Source organism: Pseudomonas sp. TWRC1-2, from assembly GCF_049896685.1.
GTDB lineage: Bacteria > Pseudomonadota > Gammaproteobacteria > Pseudomonadales > Pseudomonadaceae > Aquipseudomonas.
In genome coordinates, this window is the sequence record NZ_JAFCUU010000006.1 from 429,138 (window position 1) to 453,824 (window position 24,687).

Genomic DNA, 24,687 nt, shown 5'->3' on the forward strand with positions numbered 1-24,687 from the left:
CGCGCATTCACGCGCGAAGGGCGTCCCTGACGCAAGCACTCATCTTGTTTGTAGCAAGCTACAAAAATTGTAGCTCCTGCGACACAAAACACTCGGGCCATCGGCCAAAACCCCAGCCCTGCGGGCTTTTAGCCAGTTGGCACAATCCCTGCTCTACCCCTCCTGCAAGCGCAAAGAGCGCGATTTTCTTCAAGCCCTCCAACTCAAGGAAAGGCAATGATCCACTGGCATATCGTGTGTGACTTCGACGGGACCATCACCCCAACCGACGTCATCGACAACGTCCTCCAACGCTTCGCCGGCCCCGAGTGGGAAACCATCGAACAGGAATGGCTGGATGGGCATATCGGTTCCCGCGAATGCCTGAGCCGCCAACTGGCGCTGATCAAAGCAACCCCGGCGGAACTGCTGTCGTACTTCGACAGCGTCGAGATCGACCCGGACTTCCCGGACTTCGTCGATCACGTCATGGGCCTGGGCGCGACCATCGAAGTGGTCAGCGACGGCATCGAACAAGGCATCGCGCGCATCCTGTCGCGCAACTACGTGACCTTGCTGCCGATCCTCGCCAACCGCCTGCGCCAGGTCGACCAGAACAGCTGGCGCATCGACTTCCCGTACTCCAGCGATGCCTGCCGTGCCGCCTCCGGCAACTGCAAGTGCAAATCCACCCCGCGCAACAAGCGCGTGCTGGTGATCGGCGACGGCAAGTCCGACATGTGCGTGGCTTCCACCGCCGACTTCGTCTTTGCCAAAGGCAGCCTGGCCGACTATTGCCAGGCCAACGACATTCCTCACGCGCGCTTCGACACCTTCGCCGAAGTGACCGCATTGCTGGCCAAGCTGCCTCAGGGCATCGCGGCCAACGCCACCACCTTTACTGCTGACAACCAGGAACTCTTCCACCATGTCTGATATCCGTATCGCCACTGCCGAAGACCAGATCCTTCTGGATAAAGAAGCCAAGTACTGCTCCTACGGCGACACTGTTCACTACATCGAGCCGCCGCGTATTTTCAGTCGTTGTGAAGGCTCCTACGTGTGGGACACCGAAGACCAGGCCTACCTCGACCTGCAAATGTGGTACTCGGCCGTCAACTTCGGCTACGCCAACCCGCGCCTGAACAACGCGCTGAAACAGCAGATCGACACCCTGCCGCAAATCGCCAGCCAGTACCTGCACAAAGGCAAGATCGAGCTGTCGGAAATGATCGCGGTCGACGCCAAGAAGAAGTTCGGCCTCGACGGTCGCGTGCACTTCAACGTCGGCGGTTCGCAGTCCATCGAAGACTCCCTGAAGGTTGTGCGTAACGCCACCAACGGCAAGAGCCTGATGTTCGCCTTCGAGGGCGGCTACCACGGCCGTACCCTCGGCGCGTCGTCGATCACCTCCAGCTACCGCTACCGTCGCCGTTACGGCCACTTCGGCGAGCGCGCGCAGTTCATCCCGTTCCCGTACCACTTCCGCGGCCCCAAAGGCATGACCAAGGAAGAATACGGCAGCCACTGCGTGCAGCAATTCGCCCGTCTGTTCGAGACCGAATACAACGGCGTGTGGGACCCGAAAGTCGGCCAGAGCGAATACGCAGCGTTTTACGTCGAGCCGATCCAGGGCACCGGCGGTTACGTGATCCCGCCGATGAACTTCTACCGCGAACTCAAGCATGTACTGGACCAGCACGGCATCCTGATGGTGTCCGACGAAATCCAGATGGGCTTTTACCGTACCGGCAAACTGTGGTCGATCGAGCACTTCGACGTGCAACCGGACGTGATCGTCTTCGGCAAGGCGCTGACCAACGGCCTGAACCCGCTGGGCGGCATCTGGGCCCGTGAAGAGTTGATCAACCCGAAGATCTTCCCACCAGGTTCGACCCACTCCACCTTCGCCTCCAACCCACTGGGCACGGCGGTAGGTTTGGAAATGTTCAAGATGACCAGCGAAGTCGACTACGGCGCGATGGTCATGGCCAAGGGCAAATACTTCCTGGAAGGCCTGCAAGACCTGCAGAAACGTTTCCCGATCATCGGCGACGTCGATGGCCTGGGCCTGGCCCTGCGCTGCGAAATCTGTGGCCCGGATGGCTTCACGCCAGACAAGGCGACCCTGGACTACATGGTTGAAGAAGGCATGAAGGGCGACATGGTCGTCGATGGCCAGAAACTCGGCTTGATCCTCGACGTGGGCGGCTACTACAAAAACGTGATCACCCTGGCGCCGTCGCTGGAAATCAGCTACCCGGAAATCGACCTGGGCTTGAAGCTGCTCGAGCAACTGCTGGTACGGGCGACCAAACGGTGAATGCCTCCGGGATCGACCTCGGTGAAGGTGATGCCGGCTTCGTTCTCGGTGAAGGTCCGGTCGGGATCCTGTTGATCCACGGCCTGACCGGCACCCCGACGGAATTGCGTCAGGTCGCCAAAGGCTTGGCCAAGGCGGGTAACTGCACGGTGTACGTGCCTACCCTGGCCGGGCATTGCGGCGACAACAGCGACCTGCAGGCTACCGGCTGGCTGGACTGGTACGAAGGCGTGCGCAACACCTTCGTGCAGGTCAAGCAACGTCACGAGCAAGTGTTTGTCGGTGGTTTGTCCATGGGCGCGGTGATGTCGATGTACGTGGCCGCCGAACACCCTGGGCAAGTCGCCGGGCTGTTGATGTATTCCACCACCTTGAAGTACGACGGCTGGAGCATTAACAAACTGGCATTCCTGACGCCGTTGTTAATGAAGATTCCTTTCGGCGTACACATCTGCCGCTTCGAAGAGAAGCCGCCTTACGGCATCAAGAACGAGCGCCTGCGGGCCATCGTCGAGCGTCAGATGAAGGAAGGGGAGAGCAGTGAAGCCGGTTTGCTGACCATGGAAGGCATTACGGTGCGCGAGTTGCACCGCATGAACGCCGTGGTCAAGAAACGCATGCCTGAAGTCAACGTGCCGGCGCTGGTTTTGCACTCCATTGAGGACGACATCACCAGCCGCTGGAACGCCGATTACGTGGAGCGCCATTTGGGCGGCCCCGTGACCAAGATTTTGTTGGACAACTGCTACCACATGATCACCGTCGACCTGCAATACCGACGCGTGATCGAGTTGAGCGCCGAGTTTGTCGAGCAACATGCCGAGGCTATCCAGGCGCCCGTAGACTATCGACAGCGGGCTTAAGCCTAAGGACGCGACGTGATCACCGCTCAAGCCTTCTCGACTATCCGGGCCATCCAGCGCAGTGCCTGGAACGACTGTTTTCCCGGTGCTCTGGAGGATTGGGATTTTTACGTCGCCGTGGAAAACGCGACCATTGATGACTTCAAATGGCGCTACTTGGCGGTTTACGAAGATGAAACGCTGGTGGCAGTGGCCGCCGCGTTCATCACCCATTATCGCCTCGACACCACGGTGTCGGGCGCCGGCAAGCGTTTTACCGAACGCCTGGAGCGACTGTGGCCGGGTGTTTTACGCTTGCCGCTGTATGCCATCGGCTCGCCGATAGCCGAGCGTTGCGACGCAGGTATTGCAAGCGGCATACCCCAGACGCGACGCCCAGTGTTGCTCAAGCAGTTGCTGCAAGCCGCGCGCCAGGATGCCAGTGCCTTCGGAATTGGCCTGGTGGCGGTCAAAGATGTACCGACCGACGACTCGCACTGGGCGACCAGTTGCCGCAGCGCAGGTTTCCAGAGCATGCCGAGTTTGCCCAGCGGTCTGCTCTCGGTGCCCTACGGTTCGGTAGACGCCTACCTTGGCTCGTTGTGCAAATCGACGCGCAAGGACCTGCGCCGTAAACTGCGTGCGCCGGGCCCGCGCGTGGAGTGGCGGCGCAATATTGATGATGTGTTGCCGGATGTCATGCGCTTGTACGAGGCCACGCTCGAGCGCGCGCAGCTGCAGTTCGAACGTTTGCCGGCGCGTTACTTCACCGGCATCCTCGAACGGCTTGAAGGGCGTGCGGTCTGTGTTCTTTATTGGGTGGACGAGCACCTGGTGGCGTTCAATCTGATCCTGCTGGACCAGCACCGCCTGATCGACAAGTTTTTTGGGCATGACATGGCATTCAGCCGCGAATACAACCTGTACTTTCGCAGTTGGCTGACCAACGTCGACTACTGTATTCAGCACAATATCCCTGTGTACGAGTGCGGTCAGGAAGGGTATGCCAGTAAGCTGCGCCTGGGGTGCGAGTTCCAAGGCAACAGCATGTTCTTCCGTCACCGTAACCGGCTGGTCAACAGCCTGCTCAAGCTCGTGAAAATGTACCTGAGACCGGACCGTTCCGACCCTGCCATGGCTGCTGCGATAAGCGAAACCTGATGATCACCAAAACCCGCCAGAAAGCCCGCCCCTTTGCCATTTCGCGCTGGAGCGTCCAGCGCAAGCTGGTGCTGGCGTTCTGGCTGGTCAGCGTTATTCCCACCATGATCGCCGCCGAGCTGGCGGCGACCACGCTGTCGCAGATTTTCGACAGTAACGTGCGTATCTGGCTGCAAGAGTCGACCAAGATCGTCAAGGACGAAATCGGCGACATCCTTCATGACAACGCGCGCATGGCCAAGCTGTTCCTGCGCTACACCAGCCCGCCTTCGAACAAGCAGGCCGCCAAGCACGACCGGCTGACCGCCGACATCGCCGACGCCACGGACATCGACGTGGTCGCGCTGATTCGCGTGAGTGATCACAAGGTCGTGTTCAGCACGGCCTCCGACGATGTGGTCAAGCAGATCGACCTGACCAGCAACGCCGTGCTGCAAACCGTGCAGGTGGCGGGCGTGAGTACGGGCCTGGTGGTCTCGACCTTCGAAACCACCCAGGAAGGCGTCGACTACCTGCTGTTGGTGGCGACGTACCTGGACAGCAGTTTCCTCACCAGCGTGGCCGATGTGCATTCCCTCGACCTGCGCCTGTACCTGGCCAATCCGTCGGGCTTTAACGAAATCTTCTCGACCCAGCGTTTCGAAAACCACCCCTCGCGCATTCCCAAGGACGTCGAAACGGCCATGCGCGCCACCAAGCAGCCGAGCGAGCAGTTCACCAACAACTACAGCGGTCTGTATTGGCCCATCTTCAATGATGCCGGCGACCTGCAAGGGGTGATCTTCAGCGGCCTGCTACGCCATACCAGCCTGGTCGGGCTGGTGAATCAGAGCAATCTGTTCGTGCTGATTTTCCTGCTCAGCTCGGCATTGTCCCTGGGCGCCGGCGTGCTGGTGTCGCGGCGCCTGACCAAACCGCTGCGTGATTTGTCCCAAGGCGTGGACGCGGTGATCTCGGGGCATTACGAACACCGCGTATTGGTGAGTGGCGGCGATGAGCTGGCGCAGTTGAGCAGCACCTTCAACCACATGACCGAGCGCCTGGGCGAACTGCATCACCTTGAAGCCCAGTTGCGCCGTCGCGATCGGCTGCACGCCCTGGGCGAAGTCGCCATGGGCCTGGCTCACGAGATCCGCAACCCGCTGGGCATCATCAAGACCGCGACGCAACTGTTGCACCGTCGCGCCGACCTGGCGGAAACCGACAAGCGCCACCTGGAATACGTGATCAGCGAAGTCAGCCGCATCAACGACCTGATCACCGAATTCCTCGATTTTGCCAAACCCAACCCGCCGCTGCGTGTGCTGCAGCCGGCGCGAGCGTTGGTGGAAGAGATCCTCGGTTTCTGCAGCCCGGAACTGTCCACGCATAACATTGACGCGCAGATTGACGACCAGGCACCCGGTGCGACGATCTATGCCGACGCCAAACAGCTCAAGCAGGCGTGCCTCAACCTGATTCTCAACGCCATCGACGCGATGCCCGAAGGCGGGCGCCTGACCCTGGGCATTCGCAGTGTCGAGGGCAACACCGTGATCAGCATCGCCGACACCGGCCAGGGCATCCCGGCGGATATGATCGAGCGGATCTTCACACCGTTCGTCACCACCAAGGCCTCGGGCACGGGCCTGGGCCTGGCAAAAGTCTATTCGATCATGGAAAGTCACGACGGCAGCATTGAATGTGCCAGTGAGAAAGATGCCGGCGCCACCTTCAGCCTGTACATTCCGGCCCAGGGTGATGACGACGGCGACGATGAGGATGGTCATGACGCATAACGTATTGGTAGTCGACGACGAGCCCAAGCTCTGCGACTTGTTGTCGTCGGCCCTGAGCCAGAACGGCATTCAGGTATTTACCGCAAGCAACGGCCTGCACGCGCTCAAGGTGCTGGAACAGGAAGACATCGACCTGGTGATCAGTGACTGGCGCATGCCCGGCATGGACGGCCCGGCGCTGCTGGCCGAGATCAAGGTGCGTTTCCCGGATTTGCCGGTGATCGTGATGACCGCCTACAGCACGGTGAAAAACGCCGTGCAATCAATGCGCAACGGCGCCTATGACTACATTGCCAAGCCGTTCGACATCGACGAACTGGACATCACCGTCGCCAAGGCCTTGCAGTTTCGCGACATCATGCGCGACAACGCGCGGCTGCGCGCCGAACTCGATCACCATGCGCAGTTCGACAGCTTGGTGGGTGACAGCCCGGCGTTTCGCCAAGTGCTGCATGCAATCGATTCGGTGCGTGACAGCAACGCCACCATCCTGCTGACTGGCGAAAGCGGCACCGGCAAGGAAATGGTCGCGCGCGCGATCCACAAACACGGCAGCCGTGCCGACAAGCCATTTGTAGCGGTCAACTGCGCGGCGATTCCGGAAGGCTTGCTGGAAAGTGAAATGTTTGGCCATCGCAAGGGCGCCTTCACCGGCGCCGTGGCGGATCGGGTCGGGCGCTTTATGCAGGCCGACAAGGGCACGCTGTTTCTGGATGAGGTGGGCGACATGCCCCTGGCGTTGCAGGCCAAGATCCTGCGCGCGTTGCAGGAGCGCGTGATCGAGCCGGTGGGCGACCCGCGCGAGCGCAAGGTGGACGTGCGGGTGATCGCCGCCACCAACAAGAACCTGCTGGACGCGGTGGCCAATAAAGAGTTTCGCGAAGACCTGTATTACCGTCTGAATGTGTTTCCGATCCCGCTGCCGGCCCTGCGCGAACGCGCCGAGGACATCGTGCCCCTGGCCCGGCACTTCGCCCAGACCCTGAGCGCCACCGCCGGCAAACGCATCACCGGGTTCAGCCCGGAGGCCTTGCAGGCCATGGCGGCTTACAACTGGCCGGGGAATATCCGCGAGCTGCAAAACTGCGTGGAGCGCGCAACCATCGTCGCCGCCAAGCCGGTGATCGAAGACATCGACCTGCCGGCCTACCTGTTTGCTTCAAAACCGGCAGAGGACGGCGTTACGGCGCTGCTCGGTGACAACCCTGGCGTGCCTGCGGACCTGGACGCGGCGCTGGCGGACGTCGAGAAAACCTACATCCTGGCGGCGTTGCACGAGAGCAACGGCGTGCAGGCTGCGGCGGCGGCGAAGATCGGGATTTCCGAGAGAAGCTTCTGGTATCGGTTGAAGAAGCTGGGGATTCAGGTCGACAAGATCGTCCGCTGAGTTTCGGGTGAGTCGCACATCTAAATGTGGGAGCGGGCTTGCTCGCGAAAGCGGTGATTCAGTCAGCGGATATATCGACTGACACGCCGCCTTCGCGAGCAAGCCCGCTCCCACATTTTTGATTGAGGTGTGTCAGGTCATCCTTGCCCATTTTTGACCGCGGTTGTCAGCTATGCAGGCGCACCCACACGCTCACCAACACTGTCGCCGCCATCAGCCACGCCACCGCCGCCACGGCGAGTGACGCCTCCAGGCGCAGGCGGTCGACCATCACATACAGCGTCGCCAAATACACAAAATATGGAATGATCGACCACATCCCAAACACGATGGTGGTCTTCAGGTCCTCCACCGAGCGGCCCTTGCCGACGATGTAGTGCGCAATCAACGCAAAGGTCGGAAACAGCGGCACCAGCCCCGCGATGTAATAGTTTTTGGTCTTGGCCAGCGCCGCCAGGATCAACACCACCGCCGCGCCAATGGCGGCCTTCAGCAATAGATCCATCAGTGGCTCAACCCGTATTTCTTGACCTTGTCGAACAGGGTGGTCTTGGCCATTCCCAGTTCCAGGCTGGCCTGGGTCAGGTTGCCGCCGCTGCGCTGCAGGGCATCGTTGAGCAGGTTGCGCTCGAAGGCTTCCACCGCTTCGGTGAAGGCCAGGCCGTGGTTGCTGTTGCCGCTGCCGCTTTTCTTGAAGGCGGGCAAGCCCAGGGCAAAGCGCTCGGCGACGTTGCGCAGTTCGCGCACGTTGCCTGGCCAGTCGTGGCTCATCAGCGTCGACACGGTCTGGTTGTCCAGCTCCGGCGCGGTGCGATCAAAGCGCAAGGAGGATTGCTGCAGGAAGTGCTCGAACAACTGCAGGATGTCTTCGCGACGTTCGCGCAACGGCGGCAGTTCCAGGGTCACCACGTTGAGGCGGTAGTAAAGGTCGCTGCGAAATTGGCTGGCGCGGCTCAGTTCATCGAGGTCGGATTTGGTGGCGGCGATCACCCGGCAATCCACGGCCACGCTCTGGTTCGAGCCCAGCCGTTCAAGGGTGCGTTCCTGCAGCACCCGCAGCAGTTTGATCTGCAGGTTGATCGGCATGCTTTCCACTTCATCGAGAAACAGCGTGCCTTCGTGGGCGTGCTCGATCTTGCCGATGCGACGTTTGCCGGCGCCGGTAAAGGCGTTGGCTTCGTGGCCGAAAATCTCGCTTTCGAACAGGTTTTCCGGCAGGCCGCCGCAGTTCAAGGCAACGAACTGGTGGGCATGGCGCCGGCTGAAATCATGCAGGCAGCGCGCGACCAGTTCCTTGCCGGTGCCGGTCTCGCCTTCGATCAGCACGTTGGCCGAGGTGTCAGCGACGTTGGCGATCAGTTCGCGCAGATTCTGCATGGCCGGCGAGCGGCCGATGATGCGGCCCTCCAGCGAGTCACGCTCGGCCAGTTGGCGGCGCAGCGACCACACTTCTCGCGCCAGCCCGCGTTGCTCCAGGGCGCGGCGCGCCACGTCGACCAGGCGTTCGGGGGAGAAGGGTTTTTCCATGAAGTCATAGGCGCCATTGCGCATGGCCCCGACGGCCATCGAAATATCACCGTGCCCGGTAATCAGCACCACCGGCAGGCTTTTATCCAGCGCTTTGAGGCGGGTCAGCAGCTCGAGGCCGTCGATGCCCGGCAGGCGAATGTCGCTGATGACGATGCCGGCAAAGTTCTCGCCAATGCGCTTGAGGGCTTCTTCAGCACTGCCCACGCCCACGCTGGGAATGTCTTCCAGCGCCAGGGCCTGTTGGCAGCCGAGCAGCACATGGGGATCGTCCTCGACGATCAGAACGGTGAGGTCGTCTTTTGCGGCTGGGGTGTCTGTATTCATGTCGACTCAGCTTTTTGAGTGCCCACCAGCGGCAGGCACAAGACAAAGGCAGTACCACCGCTGGCCGGGTGTTCCACGGCAAGGTTGCCGCCGGTGGCCGCCGCGAGGCTGGCGGAAAGGGTCAGGCCCAGGCCCAGGCCTTGTTCGCCGGGTTTGGTGGTGAAGAACGGTTCGAATAAATGCTTGCGCGTTTCGGGGTCGATGCCATGCCCGTTGTCGCGCACGTGCAGGCGGTACCTGCCCTCAAGCACCTGGCCATCCAACCACAGTTCGGGCGCAGGTTGCGCCTGCATCGCGTCCAGGGCGTTGCCGATCAGGTTGACCAGGATCTGCTCCAGGCGTGTCTGGTCGATCTGCAATTGAGCGTTGGCGAAGTCGCGGTGCACGGTCAGCGGCAGGCCGTCGAGACGAGCGCCGAGCACCTGGAACGCGGCGTCCACAGCCTTGCCAAGGTTGGCTTCGCCCTGGTCATCACCGCGCCGTGCAAACGAACGCAGGCTGGCCGTGATGCGGCCCATGCGGTCGATCAGTTCATTGATGGTCTTGAGGTTGGCACTGGCGGTGTCGAGCGCGCCACGTTCGAGGAAGCGCACGGTATTGCCCGACAGTGTGCGCAGCGCCGCCAGTGGCTGGTTCAACTCATGGGCGATGCTGGTGGACATCTGGCCGATGGCGGCGAGTTTGCCGGCCTGCACCAGTTCGTCCTGGGCGCGGCGCAAGGTTTCTTCGGCCTGGCGCCGTTCGCGAATCTGGCCCTTGAGCCGTTCGTTGCTGGCACGCAGGTCGGCGGTGCGTTCGGCAATCCGACGCTCCAGCTGGCTGTTGGCTTCCTGCAACGCTTCCCGCGCGGCGAGGCGGGTGGCGATCACCTTGCGGCGCTCGTTCCAGGCGATCAGCAAAAACGCCACCAGGCCGAATGCGACAGCGATCAGAATGCCCTGGTTGATCGCCGCGCGGCGCAGCTCATTGAGCGGCGTCAGCAGGGTGAAATTCCACGGCGTGTCGTTGAGCGGGCGGGTTTGCGCGAGGTAGCTGACTTCGTGCTCGTCGTTGACCACTTCGCTGTTGGCCGGGAAGGTCAGCTTTTCGGTGCCCTCATTGAGTCGCTCACGGGCCAGCGGTTCCAGCTCGTTAAGCGTCGCCCAGTAATATTGCAGGCTGTGGGCCAGGCGTTCTTTGGTGTCGTCGCTCAGCGGGCGCACGGCCTTGAGCCGGCGGGCCGGGTCGCTGGAGAGGATGATGATGCCGTTCTCGTCGCTCACGAACGCTTCGAGGCGCGCACGCTGCCAGCGCTCTTCGAGGGCTTCGAGGCGCACTTTGACCACGGCGACGCCGATGATCTTGCCGTGTTCTTCCAGGCCGTGAGCCAGGTAGTAGCCGGGCTCGCCGTTGGTGCTGCCGATGCCATAGAAGCGGCCCGGCTGGCCGCGCACGGCATTCTGGAAATAGGCGCGAAAGGACAGGTCTTCACCCTGGTAACTGTCGGCATCGCGCCAGTTACTGGTGGCCAGCACCCGGCCGGTGGTGTCCATCACGTAGATGGCCCGACTGCGACTGCGTCGGTTCAGGCCTTCGAGGTAATCATTGACCGTCTGCCGGGTTTCCTGGTTCGGGTCGGCCAGCAGCGTGGAGACGCTGGATTCGAGCTCCAGCAGACTGGGCAGGTAGGTGTATTTGCTCAGTTCGCTTTCGACGGTGCGCGCGTGCAGCTCCAACTGGCGTTCGCCGTTGTCGCTGAGGGTGCTGATGCCGTAATACTCACTGACCCAAAAGCCGATATAACCCAAGCCGATCATCAGGGCGATGATCAACGGCGGCAGGAACAGTTGGCGAATCAGACGAGGTTTCACGGCAAGTGATGGCGGTGCGGCGCGAAATTGGTTGGGGTCGCATTTCATCACAGTTGCCTTGGGTCAACCAGAGCTTGCCGGCCCTGGCATGGACCTGTTTGTGTGGGGCCTGGCTTTTGTGGGAGCCGGGCTTGCCCGCGATGCAGACGCCTCGGTATCACAGGGGCACCGAGGTGATGCCATCGCAGGCAAGCCAGCTCCCACACAAGCCAGCTCCCACATGAGCCAGTGCCTGCGTTAGCCGGGTTCTCGCAGGGAGAACACTGCTGTTTTTAGTGCTGCAGGATTTTCTCAAGGAAGTGCTGCGCGCGTTCGGAGCGGGCGCTGATGTCGCCGAAGAACTCCTCCTTCGGGCAGTCTTCGATGATCTTGCCGGCGTCCATGAAGATCACGCGGTCGGCCACTTTGCGCGCAAACCCCATTTCGTGGGTGACGCACATCATGGTCATGCCTTCGTGGGCCAGTTGCACCATCACGTCGAGCACTTCGTTGACCATTTCAGGGTCCAGCGCCGAGGTCGGTTCGTCGAACAGCATGACGATCGGGTCCATGGCCAGGGCGCGGGCAATCGCCACACGTTGTTGCTGGCCGCCGGAAAGCTGGCCCGGGTGCTTGTGGGCGTGTGCCGAAAGGCCGACGCGCTCAAGCAGTTGCAGGCCCTTTTTGGTAGCTTCTTCCTTGCTGCGGCCAAGCACCTTGATCTGCGCGATGGTCAGGTTTTCGGTGATGGTCAGGTGCGGGAACAGTTCGAAGTGCTGGAACACCATGCCCACGCGCGAGCGCAGTTGCGGCAGGTTGGTCTTCGGGTCGGCGATGGACGTGCCATCCACCACCACGTCGCCTTTCTGGAACGGTTCCAGTGCGTTGACGCACTTGATCAGGGTGGATTTACCCGAGCCGGATGGCCCGCACACCACGATCACTTCGCCTTTTTTAACCTCGGTGCTGCAATCGGTCAGCACCTGGAAGTCGCCATACCACTTGTTGATGTTCTTGATAGAGATCATACGGCAAACCTTTTTTGCAGACGCTTGACCAGCAGCGAGGCGGAAAAGCTGATGATGAAGTAGACGACACCGGCGAAGATCAGGAACTCATTGGAGCGGCCAATGATGTCGCCGTTGGAGCGGGCGGAGTTGAGGAAGTCCACCAGGCCCACGGTGTAAACCAGCGAGGTGTCCTGGAACAGGATGATCGACTGTTGCAGCAGCAACGGGGTCATCTTGCGGAACGCCTGGGGCAGGATGATCAGACGCATGGTCTGGCCATAGGTCATGCCCATCGCCTGTGCGGCGGCCATCTGGCCCTTGGGGATCGACTGCACGCCGGCCCGCACGATTTCACAGAAGTACGCGGCTTCGAACATCATGAAGGCCACGACGCAGGAGGTGAACGCACCGATCGGGGTGTCTTCGCCGGTTATCCAGCGCAACACGAACGGCACCGCCAGGTAGAACCAGGTGATCACCAACAGCAGCGGGATCGAGCGGAAGTAGTTCACGTAGGCGCCGGCCAGACGCGACAGCAGTTTGCTGGACGACAGGCGCATCAGCGCCAGCATCGTCCCCAGCGCGATACCGCCGATCACACCCATGACCATCAACTGCAAGGTCATGACCATGCCGTTCCACAGGCCGGGAATGGCGGGGATGATGCCGCTGAAATCGAAGTCCATTATTTACCCCCCACGGAGATCAGGCCGGGCACCGCGACTTTCTTCTCGACCACGCGCATCAGCAACATCAGGCTCATGTTCAGGGTGAAGTAGATCAGCGTGGCCAGGGTGAAGGCTTCAAACAGGTTGGCCGAGAACTCGGCAGTCTGTTTGGTTTGCGCCAGCAGCTCCATCAAACCGATCAAGGACGCCACGGAGGAGTTCTTGAACACGTTGAGAAATTCCGAGGTAAGCGGCGGAATGATGATGCGGTACGCCTGAGGCAGCAGCACGTTCCAGTAGATCTGCGGCAGCTTGAAGCCCATGGCGCGTGCGGCAGATTCCTGGCCGCGTGGCAGCGCCTGGATGCCGGTACGCACTTGTTCACACACACGGGCGGCGGTGAACAGGCCCAGGCACACGACGACGCTCAGGTAGGCCGAGGTAGTCGGGTTGAGGTCTTGTTTGTACCAGTCCTGCAGGTTTTGCGGCAGCAGATCGGGTATCAGGAAGTACCAGATAAACAGCTGAACCAGCAGCGGCACGTTACGAAACAGTTCCACGTAGCAGGTTGCGATGCCCGATACGATGCGGTTTGGCACGGTGCGCATGACGCCCAGAATGGACCCCAGCAACAAGGCGATAATCCATGCCACGACAGCGATGGCGATGGTCCAGCCCAAGCCGGCGATGTACCAGTCGAGATAAGTCTCGCTGCCCACGCCAGTGGACTTGAAGAACACGCCCCAGTCCCAGTTGTAATTCATTAGGGTCTCCCCTCGAGATCGATCGATGTACAAGCACCCGCTTGGGGAAGATCCTTTCCCGCCCGACGTTGAACGCCAGGCACACGCGATCGGCTCGAAAACCGCCAGGTCGAGTGTTCCAAATTAAAGCCAGCAGGTAGTAACAGACGCCTGAGGGAGGGTTGGCTCCCTCAGGAGATAAGCTTAGTCAGGTATCAGATTTTTACGTCAGGGGCTGGTTTGTCGCTTGGGTTAGCGATCAGCTCCTTAACCTTGTCGCTCATCGGGAAGTTCAGATTCAGGCCTTTTGGAGGAATCGGGCTCTCGAACCACTTGCTGTAGATCTTGTTGATTTCGCCGGATTTGTACAGACCGACGATGGCGTCATCGACAGCCTTTTTGAAGGCTGGATCGTCTTTACGCACCATGCACGCATAGGCTTCGAAGGACTGTGGCGTACCGGTGATGACCCAGTCGTCCGGCTTCTTGGCCTTGGCTTCTTCGCCTGCGAGCAGGGCGTCGTCCATCATGAAGGCGACGGCGCGGCCGCTTTCCAGCATCTGGAAGGATTCGCCGTGGTCTTTGGCGGAGATGACGTTCATGCCCATTTGCTTGTCGGCGTTCATCGCTTTGATGATGCGCTCGGACGTGGTGCCAGCGGTGGTCACGACGTTTTTGCCTTTCAGGTCGGCAAAGTCAGCGTAGGACGGCTTGCCATCCTTGTCTTTCTTGACCAGCAGGCGGGTGCCGATTTCGAACATGTTGACGGTGAAATCAACTTGTTGAGCGCGTTCGGCGTTGTTGGTGGTGGAGCCGCATTCGATATCCGCGGTGCCGTTCTGGATCAGCGGGATACGGGTTTGCGAGGTGACCAGGTTGTACTTGACCTTCAGATCGGGTTTGTTCAGGTCTTTTTTCAGGGCTTCAACGATGGCCAGTTGAATGTCGTGGGAGTAGCCCACGGGTTTGCCCGAGCCATCCGCGATGTAGGAGAACGGAATGGAGCTGTCGCGGTGAGCGAGAGTGATAGTGCCGGAGTCGTTGATTTTCTTCAGTGTGCCGGTGAGTTCGGCGGCGAAAACTGGAGTGCTGATCAGAGCAGCAGCGATAGCTGCGCCCAGGATATGGGGAACGATGCGCATCAATACTTCCTCGACATTTGTTTTTTTTATGAAGCCGGCTAAACGGCTCTCTTTTGTACAGCGAATGCCCGTGACGGCTCCTGAAGCGTCGCAGGCAATCGTCAGGGAGTGTAGAGCATGAGTCGTGCCATACCAGGGATAAAAGGTTATCTGGTTGATTTATATGGGGATTAAGTTTGCGTGACGGGAGGGGTTTGGTGGTTTGGTCCGGCAAACCGAATGGTTCGGGGTGTGGTGTTCGGAAAACCGAATGGCTTTGGGGGAGGCGGTGTATATGCGTTGCTGCGGTAACGGCGGCTGGCGATTCCGCTCTTACAGCGGGTCACTTTTGGCAAACGCAGAGCACGACGGCGTGGTAGCCGACCTGAGTGGTAGAAGCAGCACAGCAACACACTTCTGTCTGAAGCACAGAGATCCAAATGTGGGAGCGGGCTTGCCCGCGAATGCGGTTTGTCAGTCAGCTCATGTGTCGCTGACCCACCGCCTTCGCGAGCAAGCCCGCTCCCACAAGTTGACCGAGTTCAGCCTCCACCACCGCACTGCTTTGCTTTTCTGTGGGAGCTGGCTTGCCTGCGATGCAGACAACTCGGTTTATCAGGCATAACCAGTAGATGCCATCGCAGGCAAGCCAGCTCCCACATTTGATTGAGTTCAGGTTCCAGAATCAGGTCGGCTACCAGGCCGCCGTGCTTTGCTTTTGATTTTGATCTTAGGCACACCGAGCCTAAGCGAGGTGCCGAGTGGTGGGGCAAGAGCCTTTTGGTTACTTTTGGGCTCTTTTCAAAAGTGGCCCGCCGTAAGGGCGGAACCCATATCAGCCATCACCCAAACAACGGATATACCCCCCAAAACACCCCCCCAATCAGAACGTATAGTCAGCCGAAACAACCGCCGCACGCCCATCACCCGGCACCGCCCAGCCGTTGTTACGGATGCGCGTCAGGTATTCCTTGTCGAACAGGTTGTTGACGTTCAACTGCAGGTTCAGCTGTTTGTTGACCTTGTAGCCGAGCATCGCGCGCTGCACGGCGTAGCCCGGCGCAGTCGGTGCCCCGGCGGCGCTGACCAGGTACTGCTTGGATTGCGCCGTGATGCCGTAGCCCACCTGAAAGTCGTAGGGCAGGTCGTACACCGTCCAAAGACTGGCCGCATGTTTAGGCGTGAACGGCAGCGGTTCGCCTTTCTGCGCGTCGAAACCGGTGGTGGCCAGGGTGAAGTCGCTGGCGCTGCGCAATACGCGGGTATCCAAGTAGGTGTAGTTGGCGAAGACCTTCCACTTGTCCGTGATCGCACCGCTCAGGCCGAGCGCCACGCCGTCTGCACGTGCTTTCCCGTCGAGCGACTGCGTGCCGCTTAGGTTGGTCGGGTCGGGATCGGCGACTTTGTAGTTGGTGCGGTCATTGCGAAAGATCGCGCCGGTGACCGACAAGGCATTGTCGAGGAAGTCCCACTTGGTGCCGATCTCATAGCTGACGGCGGTTTCCGGGGCAACGTTGCAGTTGTTGGTGGGCGCGCTGGACGTTTTGGCCGGGGTGAAGCAGCCACCATTGACGCTGGCTTGCGACGGCGTCTTGCTGTTGCCGTAGGCGATGTAGAAACTGCCGTTTTCCACCGGTTTGTACACCAGTGCCAGGCGATAGGACGTCAGGTCGTCCGCTTGGCCGTAGCGAACGCCGGGCGTTTCCACGCCGGTGCTGGAGTAGGCATTGGTGACCGAGCTGCCGGCGTTGTGCTCGTAACGCAAACCGCCGTTGATTTCCCATTGCGGGTTGAGTTTGAGCGTGTCGAAGGCGTAGGCGGCGCGGTTGTTCAGCGCACCGTCGACGTGGGCCGCACGGGTGAAGTTGACGGGGCCGGTCCAGTCCGAGTTGGGGTCGCTGAAGCTGACCGGCGGCGGAACGATCGTGCTGCCGTTGCTGTTGGTCAGCCATTTGCCGGTATCCGCCTCGTATTCCTCGCGGCTGATGGCGATGCCTGTCACCAGTGTGTGGTCGATGAAGCCCGTGCTGAAGTGACTGGTTACGTCAGTCTGGTTGGTGAACATTTTGTTCTGGGTGTTGCGCTCGTTGCCCAGCGAACCGCCGCTTGGCTGGAAATAGCCAGGCTTGAGGCCGGCGGCGCAGGGCGCGCCCGTTATCTGGGTGCCGCTGGCCAGGCAGCCGGCCTGGGCACCTTCGGGGCCGGAGGCGCGCAGGTCCTGGCGCACGCGCTCGACGCGGGTGAAGTTGCGCACTGACACGGCGTCGTTGAAGTCGTGTTCAAGTTTCAGGCTGAACGCGTCCGAGGTGATCTGCTGGTCATTGATGTTGTGGTAACCGTAGTAGTCGCTCCAGCCCACACCCGGCATCGGTTTGCCGTTGTAGATGGGGATGCCGTACTGCGGCGTGTTGTCATCTTTCTGGTGTTCATAACTGACGGTAACGCGCGTCGGCGTGCCCAGGCCAAAGGCGATGGAGGGCGCAATGCCCCAGCGCGAGTAATCTTCATAATCGCGGCCCGGCACATCGTTACCATGCGCCATCAGGTTGAGCCGGAACGCGGTGGTGTCGTTGAGTTGCTGATTGGTGTCCAGCGTGGTGCGCTTGTAGTTATCGGTGCCGATGCCGGCGCTGATCGTGGTTTTGTCGTGTAATTCCGGCTGCTTGGACACCAGGTTGATGGTGCCACCGACCGCGCCGGAACCTGAATACACCGAACTTGCGCCGCTGACGACTTCGACCTGTTCCAGGTTGAACGGGTCGGTGCGGCTGTATTGCGCGCTGTCGCGCACGCCGTCGACGTAGATGTCGCCGCTGGCCGAGAAACCGCGCAGGTTGATGCTGTCGCCGTAACCGCTGCCGCCTTCGCCGGCTCCGAAGGTAATGCCCGGCACGGTGCTGAGCACGTCGCGCAGGGTCAGCAGGTTTTGATCATGAATGACTTCCTTGGGCACCACGGTAATCGTCTGCGGTGTATCACGCAGCGCCTCGGTGTACTTGGGGGAGGAAGGCGCTACGGGGTTGTAAGCGCTCTGGCTTGGGGCCTGACCTTCGATACTTGTCGCGCCGAGCTCAATTACACCTGTGCCGTCATCTGCAGTCTGCGCTGCATAGCTGAATCCTCCTTGCGCAGCCACTGCCAAGCCCACCGCCGACGCGAGCAAATGCCGCGATGAATGGGGGGCAGAACTGATCCCGGTAGCCATTGAATAGTCTCGTGTTGTTGGAATTGAGAGGTGATCGTAATTGATAAACGATCTCAAATGTAATACTTTGTAACAGGATGATTCATGAAATTTTTGTCAGTTTGAGAGAGTGCAGACGAGCATGCAGAGCACGCGACCAGGCAATGAATCGGGTGAAATCGGTGATAACCCGCGCGCGTATGCGCGTTGGGTGATGCAGGCTGCGCAACTGGGTGATGCCGATGCGCAGGCGATCTTGGGTCAGTTGCTGCTGGATGGTCGGGGCATACAAAAGGACGAAGCGTTGGCACTGAGCTGGTTTCGCATCGGCGCACGTCAGGGCCACCCGATGGCGATCAACATGATCGGGCGCTGCCTGGAAAATGGCTGGGGTTGCGAAATCGACCTGCCGGACGCCGCCGTGCATTACCGCAAAGCTGGCGACCTTGGGCTGGATTGGGGGCTGTATAACTACGGCCAGTTGCTGACGCGCGGTCGCGGTGTGGAGCGCGACCTTGTCGCAGCGTATGAGTTGTTCGTGCAGGCGGCGGCCAAAGGGCACGCCAAATCGATGAACCTGCTGGGGCGGTTCCACCATGAGGGCGTCGTGGTGCCCAGGGATGTGCAACTGGCGCGGCAGTGGTATCAGCGCTCAGCCGAGGCGGGCGATTTTCGCGGGCAATACAACCACGCTGCCGAGCTGGCCGAAACCGGCGATGAGCGCCAGGCCTGCCTGTGGCTGGAGCGCGCGCTGGCAACGGCAACACCGGTTTTTTTGCAGGCGGCTTATCCGGTGTTGCTGGGCTCCACTCTCGGCGGGATTCGTGACATGGGCCTGCGGTATCAGCGCCAGGCGCTGCAGGCATAAAAAAAGCCCCTGGACCTTTCGGCGCAGGGGCTTTTCACAACGGACTGATCAGGCCGCTTCGATCTTCGCGCGGTTCTGCTCGACCTTGGACAGGTAACGCTGCACGTTGGCCTGTTCCTCTGGGGTGGTGAACAGCCCGAGCTTGGTACGGCGCCACAGCACGTCCTGCGCTTGCGTGGCCCATTCCTCGGCGCACAGGTAATCGATTTCGCGGGTGTACAGGCCGCCACCCAGGTGATCGCCCAGGTCAGCCAGTGACTGCACACCTTCGAGCAAGCGCCAGGTGCGGCTGCCATAAGTGGTGGACCAACGACGCGCGATCTCGGCCGGCACCCAGTTGAACTTGGCGCGAATGGCCTCGGCCAGCGCTTCTGGCGTGGTCATGTTCTCGCCGCCCGGCAGGCTGGCCGTGGCCGTCCAGCTTGGACGCATCTGTGTGAAGAACGGCGCCAGCTGAGCCATCGCCGACTCGGCGAGTTTGCGGTAGGTGGTGAGCTTGCCGCCAAACACCGACAGGATTGGCGCCTCGCCAGTGCCGCCAGACAGCGACAAGGTGTAATCGCGTGTGATGGCCGACGGGTTATCCGACTCGTCGTTGCACAGCGGGCGCACGCCGGAGTAGGTGTGGACGATGTCGTCGCGGCTCAGCTGCTTCTTGAAGTGGGCATTTACCACCTTAAGCATGTAGTCGGTTTCACCTTCGGTAATCGCTACTTTCGCCGGGTCGCCGGTGTATTCACGGTCGGTGGTGCCGATGATGGTCAGGTGGTTGAGGTACGGAATGGTGAAGACAATGCGCTGGTCCTCGTTCTGCAGAATGTGCGCGTGGGCGCCTTCGTACAGTTTCGGCACGATCAGGTGGCTGCCCTGGATCAAGCGGATGCCGTAAGGCGAATCCAGCTTCAGGTCTTCCTTGATGAACTTGGCGACCCATGGGCCGGCGGCGTTCACGAGGGCGCGGGCACGGATCGAGAACAGGCTGCCATCGGCGCGTTCCATGTTCATTTCCCACATGCCGTTGTTGCGGTGCGCGCTGATGCAACGGGTCTGGGTGTGGATATGCGCGCCTTTTTCGCGGGCGGCCATGGCGTTCAACACCACCAGGCGGGCGTCATCGACCCAGCAGTCGGAGTATTCGAAGCCTTTGGTGATTTCGCTTTTCAGCGGGCTGTCAGGGCCGAATTTGAGGCTCTTGGAACCGGCGAGTTTTTCACGCTTGCCCAAGTGGTCGTAAAGGAACAGGCCAGCACGGATCATCCACGCCGGGCGCAGGTGAGGGCGGTGCGGCAACACGAAACGCATTTGCTTGACGATATGCGGGGCCTTGGCCAGCAGCACTTCGCGTTCGGCCAGTGCTTCGCGCACCAGGCGGAATTCGTAATGTTCGAGATAACGCAGGCCACCGTGGATCAGCTTGCTGCTGGCCGATGACGTGTGGCTGGCCAAGTCGTCTTTTTCGCAAAGGAATACCGACAAACCGCGACCGGCTGCGTCTGCTGCGATGCCGACGCCATTGATCCCGCCACCAATTACGGCAACGTCATAGACTTCGGCAAGCGGTGGGGCAGGCAAGGTGGAAGGGTTCATCGGCTAGCCTCGCGATCTTTTCGTCTTGGAATTCGAACATTAATGTTCATTTGCGAAAATGGTAGCTGATAAATGCGCGCACAGCCAGCCGACTTCGATTGAAAAAACTCATCGAAGGGCTGGAAAAGGAAAATTTGTGAACATGAAGGTGTTAGATAGATCGCCTTCGGGGGCGAGCCTCCTCCCACAGGTTGATCGCATTCCAATGTGGGAGGGGGCTTGCCCCCGATGGCGCCGGTAACGGCGCTAAACGACTTCCAGCCGAACCTTGTGCTGGTTCAACAACTGCACCAACGCTGGCACCGGCTGTTGATCGGTCACCAAACAGTCCACCAGGCTGATCGGCCCCAAACGAATCATGGCATTGCGCCCGAACTTGCTGGAGTCGGCGGCCAAAATCACCTGGCGTGCATTGGCAATGATCGCCTGGGAAACCCGCACTTCCTGATAATCAAAGTCGAGCAAGCTGCCGTCTTCATCGATGCCGCTGATGCCTACCAGTGCAAAGTCGACCTTGAACTGGTTGATGAAATCGACGCTCGCCTGACCGACCACACCGCCGTCACGGCGCACATTGCCACCGGTCAACAGCACGTCGAAGTCGTCCTTGGCACTGAGCATGGTGGCGACGTTGAGGTTGTTGGTGATGATTTTCAGGTGATTGTGATTGAGCAGCGCGCGCGCGATCGATTCGGTGGTGGTGCCGATATTGATGAACAGCGAGGCATGATCAGGAATTTGTGCGGCAATGGCTTCGCCGATGCGTTGTTTCTCATCGCGCATCTGGTCGGCACGCATGGCGTACGCGGTGTTCTCGACACTGGAGTCATAGGCCGCGCCGCCGTGGTAGCGGCGCAGCAGATTGGCGTCCGCCAGTTGGTTGATATCGCGGCGGATGGTTTGCGGGGTGACAACAAATAGCTGCGCCATCTCCTCGATACTGACATAGCCGCGTTCGCGGACCAGTTCGAGGATTTGTTGCTGGCGGGGAGGCAGATTCATGGGGCGTCCTTTGGGCTGCCATACAAAAGTGGCCCATGATGACGCAGCACGCCGCTCCCCGCCAGTTACAACCCTATGTGGGTCCGGCGCTTGGCTTATTCAGCGCCTTCGTGCGGTTCCCAATCGCGGGTACGGCTTACCGCTTTCTGCCAGCCGGCGTAGAGTTTCTCTTTGGCGGCTTCGTCCAGCGTGGGTTCGAACTCGCGCTCGATCACGGCCTTGCCGCGCAACTCGTCCAGGCTGCCCCAGAAACCACAGGCCAGGCCGGCCAGGTAAGCGGCGCCGAGGGCGGTGGTCTCGCGCATTTGCGGGCGCTCGACCCGAGTGCCGAGAATGTCGGCCTGGAACTGCATCAGGAAGTTGTTGGCGACTGCGCCGCCGTCCACACGCAGGGCTTTGAGGCGTTCGCCGGAGTCCTGTTGCATGGCGTCCAATACGTCGCGGGTCTGGTAGGCAATCGACTCCAGGGCTGCACGAATAATGTGATCAACCCGTACGCCACGGGTCAGGCCGAACAGCGCGCCACGCGCATACGGGTCCCAGTACGGAGCGCCCAGACCGGTAAAGGCCGGGACCAGGTACACGCCGTTGCTGTCTTTGACCTTGCCGGCGAAGTATTCGGTGTCGGTAGCATCGGCGATGATTTTCAGCTCGTCACGCAGCCACTGTACGGTGGAGCCGCCGTTGAATACCGCGCCTTCCAGAGCGTAGGCCACTTCGCCGCGGGGGCCGCAGGCGATGGTGGTGAGCATGCCGTGTTGGGATTTGACGGCTTTGTCGCCGGTGTTCATCAGCAGGAAGCAGCCGGTGCCGTAGGTGTTCTTGGCCTGACCCGCTTCGACGCACATTTGGCCGAACAAGGCCGCTTGCTGGTCACCGGCGATGCCGCCGATGGCGATGCCGCTTTTGGTGCGGCCGTAGATTTCCGACGAGGATTTCACTTCCGGCAGCATTTCGCGCGGCACGTCGAGAATCTCCAGCATCTTCGCATCCCACTCCAGGGTGTGGATGTTGAAGAGCATGGTGCGCGAGGCGTTGGTGTAATCGGTAACGTGGGTTTTACCGCCGGTAAATTTCCAGATCAGCCAGCTGTCGATGGTGCCGAACAGCAGCTCGCCATTGCGCGCACGCTCACGGCTGCCTTCGACGTTGTCGAGGATCCACTTGAGCTTGGTGCCGGAGAAGTACGGGTCGGTGACCAGGCCGGTGGTGTCGTTGATGTATTGCTCGTGGCCATCACGCTTGAGCTGCTGGCAGATCTCGGTGCTGCGCCGGCATTGCCAGACGATCGCGTTGTAGATCGGGCGGCCGGTGATCTTGTCCCAGACCACGGTGGTTTCACGCTGGTTGGTGATACCGATGGCAGCGACCTGGTCATGGTGCAGGCCGGCTTGTGCCAGGGCCTCGACCATCACCGCGCTTTGGGTGGCGAAAATTTCCATCGGGTCATGCTCGACCCAGCCGGCTTGTGGGTAATGCTGAGTGAATTCGCGCTGGGCGGTGCAGACCACGTTGGCGTCACGGTCAAAGATGATCGCCCGCGAACTGGTGGTGCCCTGATCAAGGGCAATGATGTAGTTCTTATTCTGAATGTCGGTCATGTCGATTGCCTTGGACGGAAAATAAGAGAGTAAGGAATCAGCCTGGGCCGCAAAGGGGCAGTGGGACCAGGCTGGCGCTATCAGGAAATACGCGTCTTGCCGTTGACAGCCGTGTCAGGTGTTTCATCTATAGCAGGTGCGGCGCTCGGCAGATGGCGGGCAATCAGCCCGCGATAGGCCGCAGCACCGAGGCAGGCGCCGACAATCGGCGCGAAAATCGGAACCAGGAAGTAAGGGATATCGCGGCCCCCGGTAAAGGCAATTTCACCCCAGCCGGCGAAAAAGGTCATCAGCTTGGGCCCGAAATCCCGCGCCGGGTTCATCGCAAAGCCGGTCAGTGGGCCCATGGCACTGCCAATCACCGCGATCAACAGGCCGATCAGCAGCGGGGCCAACGGGCCGCGTGGCAGGCCGTTGTTGTCGTCGGTAAGGGCCATGATCACGCCCATCAGGATGGCGGTGATGACCATTTCCACCAGAAATGCCTGGGCTGTGCTCAGCAGGGCATGCGGGTAGGTGGAGAACACCGACGCCAGCTCCAGGCTGGCCTGGGAGCCGCGAACCATGTGGTGGGTTTGTTCGTAATCGAAAAAGAGATTGCTGTACAGCGTGTACACCAGCGCGGCGGAGCAAAAGGCGCCGGCGACCTGGGCAAGGATATAGAAGGGCAGTTTGCGCTTTTCGAAATCGGCGAAAATGCACAGGGCGATACTCACCGCCGGATTGAGGTGAGCCCCGGAAATACCGGCGCTCAGGTAGATCGCCATGCTGACGCCGACCCCCCAGATGATACTGATTTCCCACAACCCAAAGCTGGCACCCGCGACCTTGAGCGCAGCGACACATCCTGTACCGAAGAAGATCAGAAGCGCAGTCCCCAGGAATTCGGCCATGCATTGGCTCGAAAGTGAAGGCTGTTGAAGAGCAGTTGTCATGGCAAACCTCGATTGTTGTTCTTGTTTGGCGCGCGGCCTCAACGGGCTGTTGCGCGATTTTCACCTTGGCGAGGATCCCCATCCAGGCCATGGCTTATTGCTGGAGTACCGCAGGTGCTATTCCTACAGTATTCGGAAACGAAAAAATATAGACAAGAATGACGGCTGTCAAAGGTCGAAAGTGAACCATCGGTCATTTTCGAACTATTGGTCTGATGAATGATCACGCTTGCGTCTACCAGTACGCCTGCGGGAGTGGCGCACTAGAGCGTTTTGTTCGGGCTTGGCCTAGAATTGGCCCTCTGTTTTCCACGCCCGGAGTAGCCATGACCCCCGCACTGGACCTGTTGAAAAAAGTTCGTGCCGAACATCATATCCACAGTTACGAACATGATCCCAAGGCAGCCTCCTATGGGCTGGAGGCTGCGGAAAAGTTGGGGCTCGACCCCGCGCAGGTGTTCAAGACCTTGCTGGCCAGCAGTGAGAAAGGGGAATTGTTGGTGGCGGTGGTGCCGGTCGTCGGAAGTCTGGATTTAAAGGCGCTCGCCCATGCGGCCGGGGTGAAAAAGGTCGAAATGGCCGACCCCGCAGCGGCGCAACGCTCCACCGGTTACCTGTTGGGCGGCATCAGCCCGTTGGGACAGAAAAAGCGTTTGCGCACATTTATCGACGTGACGGCGCAGCCGTTCGCAACGATTTTTGTCAGTGCCGGGAGGCGGGGATTGGAAGTTGAACTGCCGGCGACGGTGTTGGCTGAGCATACCCAGGCCACATTTGCGTCGATTGGCCGGGCCTGAATTTCACTGTTGAAAACA

General features: G+C 60.3%; 20 protein-coding genes. 8 read left to right on the forward strand and 12 right to left on the reverse strand.

Annotation, left to right across the window (positions count from 1 at the left end; translation table 11 throughout):
- Positions 1-216: 216 nt before the first annotated feature.
- The 6 genes from ACP7B3_RS19805 to ACP7B3_RS19830 are packed head-to-tail and all read left to right on the forward strand — an operon-like array spanning position 217 to position 7,470.
- Positions 217-915 carry an MtnX-like HAD-IB family phosphatase gene (locus ACP7B3_RS19805; protein ID WP_416364308.1) on the forward strand — a complete coding sequence of 233 codons (699 nt, stop codon included), beginning with the start codon at positions 217-219 and terminating at the stop codon, positions 913-915.
- Positions 908-2,302, forward strand: coding sequence for an aspartate aminotransferase family protein (locus ACP7B3_RS19810; protein ID WP_106579418.1), 1,395 nt, complete (start codon positions 908-910; stop codon positions 2,300-2,302). The genes ACP7B3_RS19805 and ACP7B3_RS19810 overlap by 8 nt, the downstream gene beginning before the upstream one ends.
- Positions 2,299-3,165, forward strand: a complete 867-nt coding sequence (locus ACP7B3_RS19815) for an alpha/beta hydrolase (RefSeq protein ID WP_426180351.1) — start codon at positions 2,299-2,301, stop codon at positions 3,163-3,165. Before ACP7B3_RS19810 ends, ACP7B3_RS19815 begins: the two co-directional genes overlap by 4 nt.
- 15 nt (positions 3,166-3,180) lie before the next feature.
- Positions 3,181-4,305: a GNAT family N-acetyltransferase gene (locus ACP7B3_RS19820; protein ID WP_426180353.1), complete on the forward strand. Its 1,125-nt coding sequence runs from the start codon at positions 3,181-3,183 to the stop codon at positions 4,303-4,305.
- Positions 4,305-6,083, forward strand: coding sequence for an ATP-binding protein (locus ACP7B3_RS19825; RefSeq protein WP_426180355.1), 1,779 nt, complete (start codon positions 4,305-4,307; stop codon positions 6,081-6,083). The genes ACP7B3_RS19820 and ACP7B3_RS19825 overlap by 1 nt, the downstream gene beginning before the upstream one ends.
- Entirely contained in the window at positions 6,073-7,470 is a 1,398-nt protein-coding gene (locus tag ACP7B3_RS19830; RefSeq protein ID WP_145161521.1) for a sigma-54-dependent transcriptional regulator, read from the forward strand. Before ACP7B3_RS19825 ends, ACP7B3_RS19830 begins: the two co-directional genes overlap by 11 nt.
- A 166-nt stretch (positions 7,471-7,636) precedes the next feature.
- On the opposite strand, the gene ACP7B3_RS19835 is transcribed toward ACP7B3_RS19830, so the two are convergent.
- The 8 genes from ACP7B3_RS19835 to ACP7B3_RS19870 form a co-directional block, all read right to left on the reverse strand.
- Positions 7,637-7,966 carry a GlpM family protein gene (locus tag ACP7B3_RS19835; protein ID WP_426180473.1) on the reverse strand — a complete coding sequence of 110 codons (330 nt, stop codon included), beginning with the start codon at positions 7,964-7,966 and terminating at the stop codon, positions 7,637-7,639.
- Positions 7,967-7,974: 8 nt separating this feature from the next.
- A complete protein-coding gene (locus ACP7B3_RS19840) occupies positions 7,975-9,324 on the reverse strand; it encodes a sigma-54-dependent transcriptional regulator (protein ID WP_145161527.1) in 1,350 nt (449 codons plus the stop codon).
- Positions 9,321-11,222, reverse strand: coding sequence for a sensor histidine kinase (locus tag ACP7B3_RS19845; protein ID WP_426180358.1), 1,902 nt, complete (start codon positions 11,220-11,222; stop codon positions 9,321-9,323). The genes ACP7B3_RS19840 and ACP7B3_RS19845 overlap by 4 nt, the downstream gene beginning before the upstream one ends.
- A gap of 224 nt (positions 11,223-11,446) precedes the next feature.
- The gene (locus tag ACP7B3_RS19850; RefSeq protein ID WP_012722475.1) at positions 11,447-12,181 is read right to left on the reverse strand and encodes an amino acid ABC transporter ATP-binding protein; all 735 of its coding nucleotides are present in this window, start codon (positions 12,179-12,181) and stop codon (positions 11,447-11,449) included.
- Entirely contained in the window at positions 12,178-12,849 is a 672-nt protein-coding gene (locus ACP7B3_RS19855; protein WP_106579410.1) for an amino acid ABC transporter permease, read from the reverse strand. Before ACP7B3_RS19855 ends, ACP7B3_RS19850 begins: the two co-directional genes overlap by 4 nt.
- Positions 12,849-13,595: an amino acid ABC transporter permease gene (locus ACP7B3_RS19860; RefSeq protein WP_003208731.1), complete on the reverse strand. Its 747-nt coding sequence runs from the start codon at positions 13,593-13,595 to the stop codon at positions 12,849-12,851. The genes ACP7B3_RS19855 and ACP7B3_RS19860 overlap by 1 nt, the downstream gene beginning before the upstream one ends.
- Positions 13,596-13,789: 194 nt before the next feature.
- Positions 13,790-14,716 (reverse strand): glutamate/aspartate ABC transporter substrate-binding protein, encoded by a 927-nt coding sequence (locus tag ACP7B3_RS19865; protein WP_145161533.1) that lies wholly within the window; start codon positions 14,714-14,716, stop codon positions 13,790-13,792.
- Between the two features lie 862 nt (positions 14,717-15,578).
- Positions 15,579-17,900, reverse strand: coding sequence for a TonB-dependent receptor (locus ACP7B3_RS19870; protein ID WP_242194425.1), 2,322 nt, complete (start codon positions 17,898-17,900; stop codon positions 15,579-15,581).
- 121 nt (positions 17,901-18,021) lie between these two features.
- On the opposite strand from ACP7B3_RS19870, the gene ACP7B3_RS19875 reads away from it, so the two are divergent.
- A complete protein-coding gene (locus ACP7B3_RS19875) occupies positions 18,022-18,747 on the forward strand; it encodes a tetratricopeptide repeat protein (RefSeq protein WP_426180362.1) in 726 nt (241 codons plus the stop codon).
- 48 nt (positions 18,748-18,795) lie between these two features.
- Here ACP7B3_RS19875 and glpD read toward each other — a convergent pair whose 3' ends face one another.
- The 4 genes from glpD to ACP7B3_RS19895 all read right to left on the reverse strand — a co-directional run bounded on the left by glpD (position 18,796) and on the right by ACP7B3_RS19895 (position 23,872).
- Positions 18,796-20,334: a glycerol-3-phosphate dehydrogenase gene (glpD, locus tag ACP7B3_RS19880; protein ID WP_242194419.1), complete on the reverse strand. Its 1,539-nt coding sequence runs from the start codon at positions 20,332-20,334 to the stop codon at positions 18,796-18,798.
- A 246-nt stretch (positions 20,335-20,580) separates the two neighbouring features.
- Positions 20,581-21,336, reverse strand: a complete 756-nt coding sequence (locus tag ACP7B3_RS19885) for a DeoR/GlpR family transcriptional regulator (protein ID WP_010212755.1) — start codon at positions 21,334-21,336, stop codon at positions 20,581-20,583.
- A gap of 95 nt (positions 21,337-21,431) precedes the next feature.
- Entirely contained in the window at positions 21,432-22,937 is a 1,506-nt protein-coding gene (glpK, locus tag ACP7B3_RS19890) for a glycerol kinase GlpK (RefSeq protein ID WP_242194415.1), read from the reverse strand.
- 80 nt (positions 22,938-23,017) lie between these two features.
- Positions 23,018-23,872 (reverse strand): MIP/aquaporin family protein, encoded by an 855-nt coding sequence (locus tag ACP7B3_RS19895; protein ID WP_145161555.1) that lies wholly within the window; start codon positions 23,870-23,872, stop codon positions 23,018-23,020.
- Between the two features lie 326 nt (positions 23,873-24,198).
- Here ACP7B3_RS19895 and ybaK point away from each other — a divergent pair, with 326 nt between their 5' ends.
- Positions 24,199-24,669, forward strand: a complete 471-nt coding sequence (ybaK, locus tag ACP7B3_RS19900) for a Cys-tRNA(Pro) deacylase (RefSeq protein WP_426180365.1) — start codon at positions 24,199-24,201, stop codon at positions 24,667-24,669.
- Positions 24,670-24,687: the final 18 nt, after the last annotated feature.

Bases quoted from the DNA above. Each gene is read 5' to 3' on its own strand.
- ACP7B3_RS19805 (WP_416364308.1), top strand. From the start codon at position 217: ATGATCCACTGGCATATCGTGTGTGACTTCGACGGGACCATCACCCCA.
- ACP7B3_RS19810 (WP_106579418.1), top strand. From the start codon at position 908: ATGTCTGATATCCGTATCGCCACTGCCGAAGACCAGATCCTTCTGGAT.
- ACP7B3_RS19825 (WP_426180355.1), top strand. From the start codon at position 4,305: ATGATCACCAAAACCCGCCAGAAAGCCCGCCCCTTTGCCATTTCGCGC.
- ACP7B3_RS19830 (WP_145161521.1), top strand. From the start codon at position 6,073: ATGACGCATAACGTATTGGTAGTCGACGACGAGCCCAAGCTCTGCGAC.
- ACP7B3_RS19840 (WP_145161527.1), bottom strand. From the start codon at position 9,324: ATGAATACAGACACCCCAGCCGCAAAAGACGACCTCACCGTTCTGATC.
- ACP7B3_RS19845 (WP_426180358.1), bottom strand. From the start codon at position 11,222: ATGAAATGCGACCCCAACCAATTTCGCGCCGCACCGCCATCACTTGCC.
- ACP7B3_RS19850 (WP_012722475.1), bottom strand. From the start codon at position 12,181: ATGATCTCTATCAAGAACATCAACAAGTGGTATGGCGACTTCCAGGTG.
- ACP7B3_RS19855 (WP_106579410.1), bottom strand. From the start codon at position 12,849: ATGGACTTCGATTTCAGCGGCATCATCCCCGCCATTCCCGGCCTGTGG.
- ACP7B3_RS19860 (WP_003208731.1), bottom strand. From the start codon at position 13,595: ATGAATTACAACTGGGACTGGGGCGTGTTCTTCAAGTCCACTGGCGTG.
- ACP7B3_RS19865 (WP_145161533.1), bottom strand. From the start codon at position 14,716: ATGCGCATCGTTCCCCATATCCTGGGCGCAGCTATCGCTGCTGCTCTG.
- ACP7B3_RS19870 (WP_242194425.1), bottom strand. From the start codon at position 17,900: ATGGCTACCGGGATCAGTTCTGCCCCCCATTCATCGCGGCATTTGCTC.
- ACP7B3_RS19875 (WP_426180362.1), top strand. From the start codon at position 18,022: ATGCAGAGCACGCGACCAGGCAATGAATCGGGTGAAATCGGTGATAAC.
- glpD (WP_242194419.1), bottom strand. From the start codon at position 20,334: ATGAACCCTTCCACCTTGCCTGCCCCACCGCTTGCCGAAGTCTATGAC.
- ACP7B3_RS19885 (WP_010212755.1), bottom strand. From the start codon at position 21,336: ATGAATCTGCCTCCCCGCCAGCAACAAATCCTCGAACTGGTCCGCGAA.
- glpK (WP_242194415.1), bottom strand. From the start codon at position 22,937: ATGACCGACATTCAGAATAAGAACTACATCATTGCCCTTGATCAGGGC.
- ACP7B3_RS19895 (WP_145161555.1), bottom strand. From the start codon at position 23,872: ATGACAACTGCTCTTCAACAGCCTTCACTTTCGAGCCAATGCATGGCC.
- ybaK (WP_426180365.1), top strand. From the start codon at position 24,199: ATGACCCCCGCACTGGACCTGTTGAAAAAAGTTCGTGCCGAACATCAT.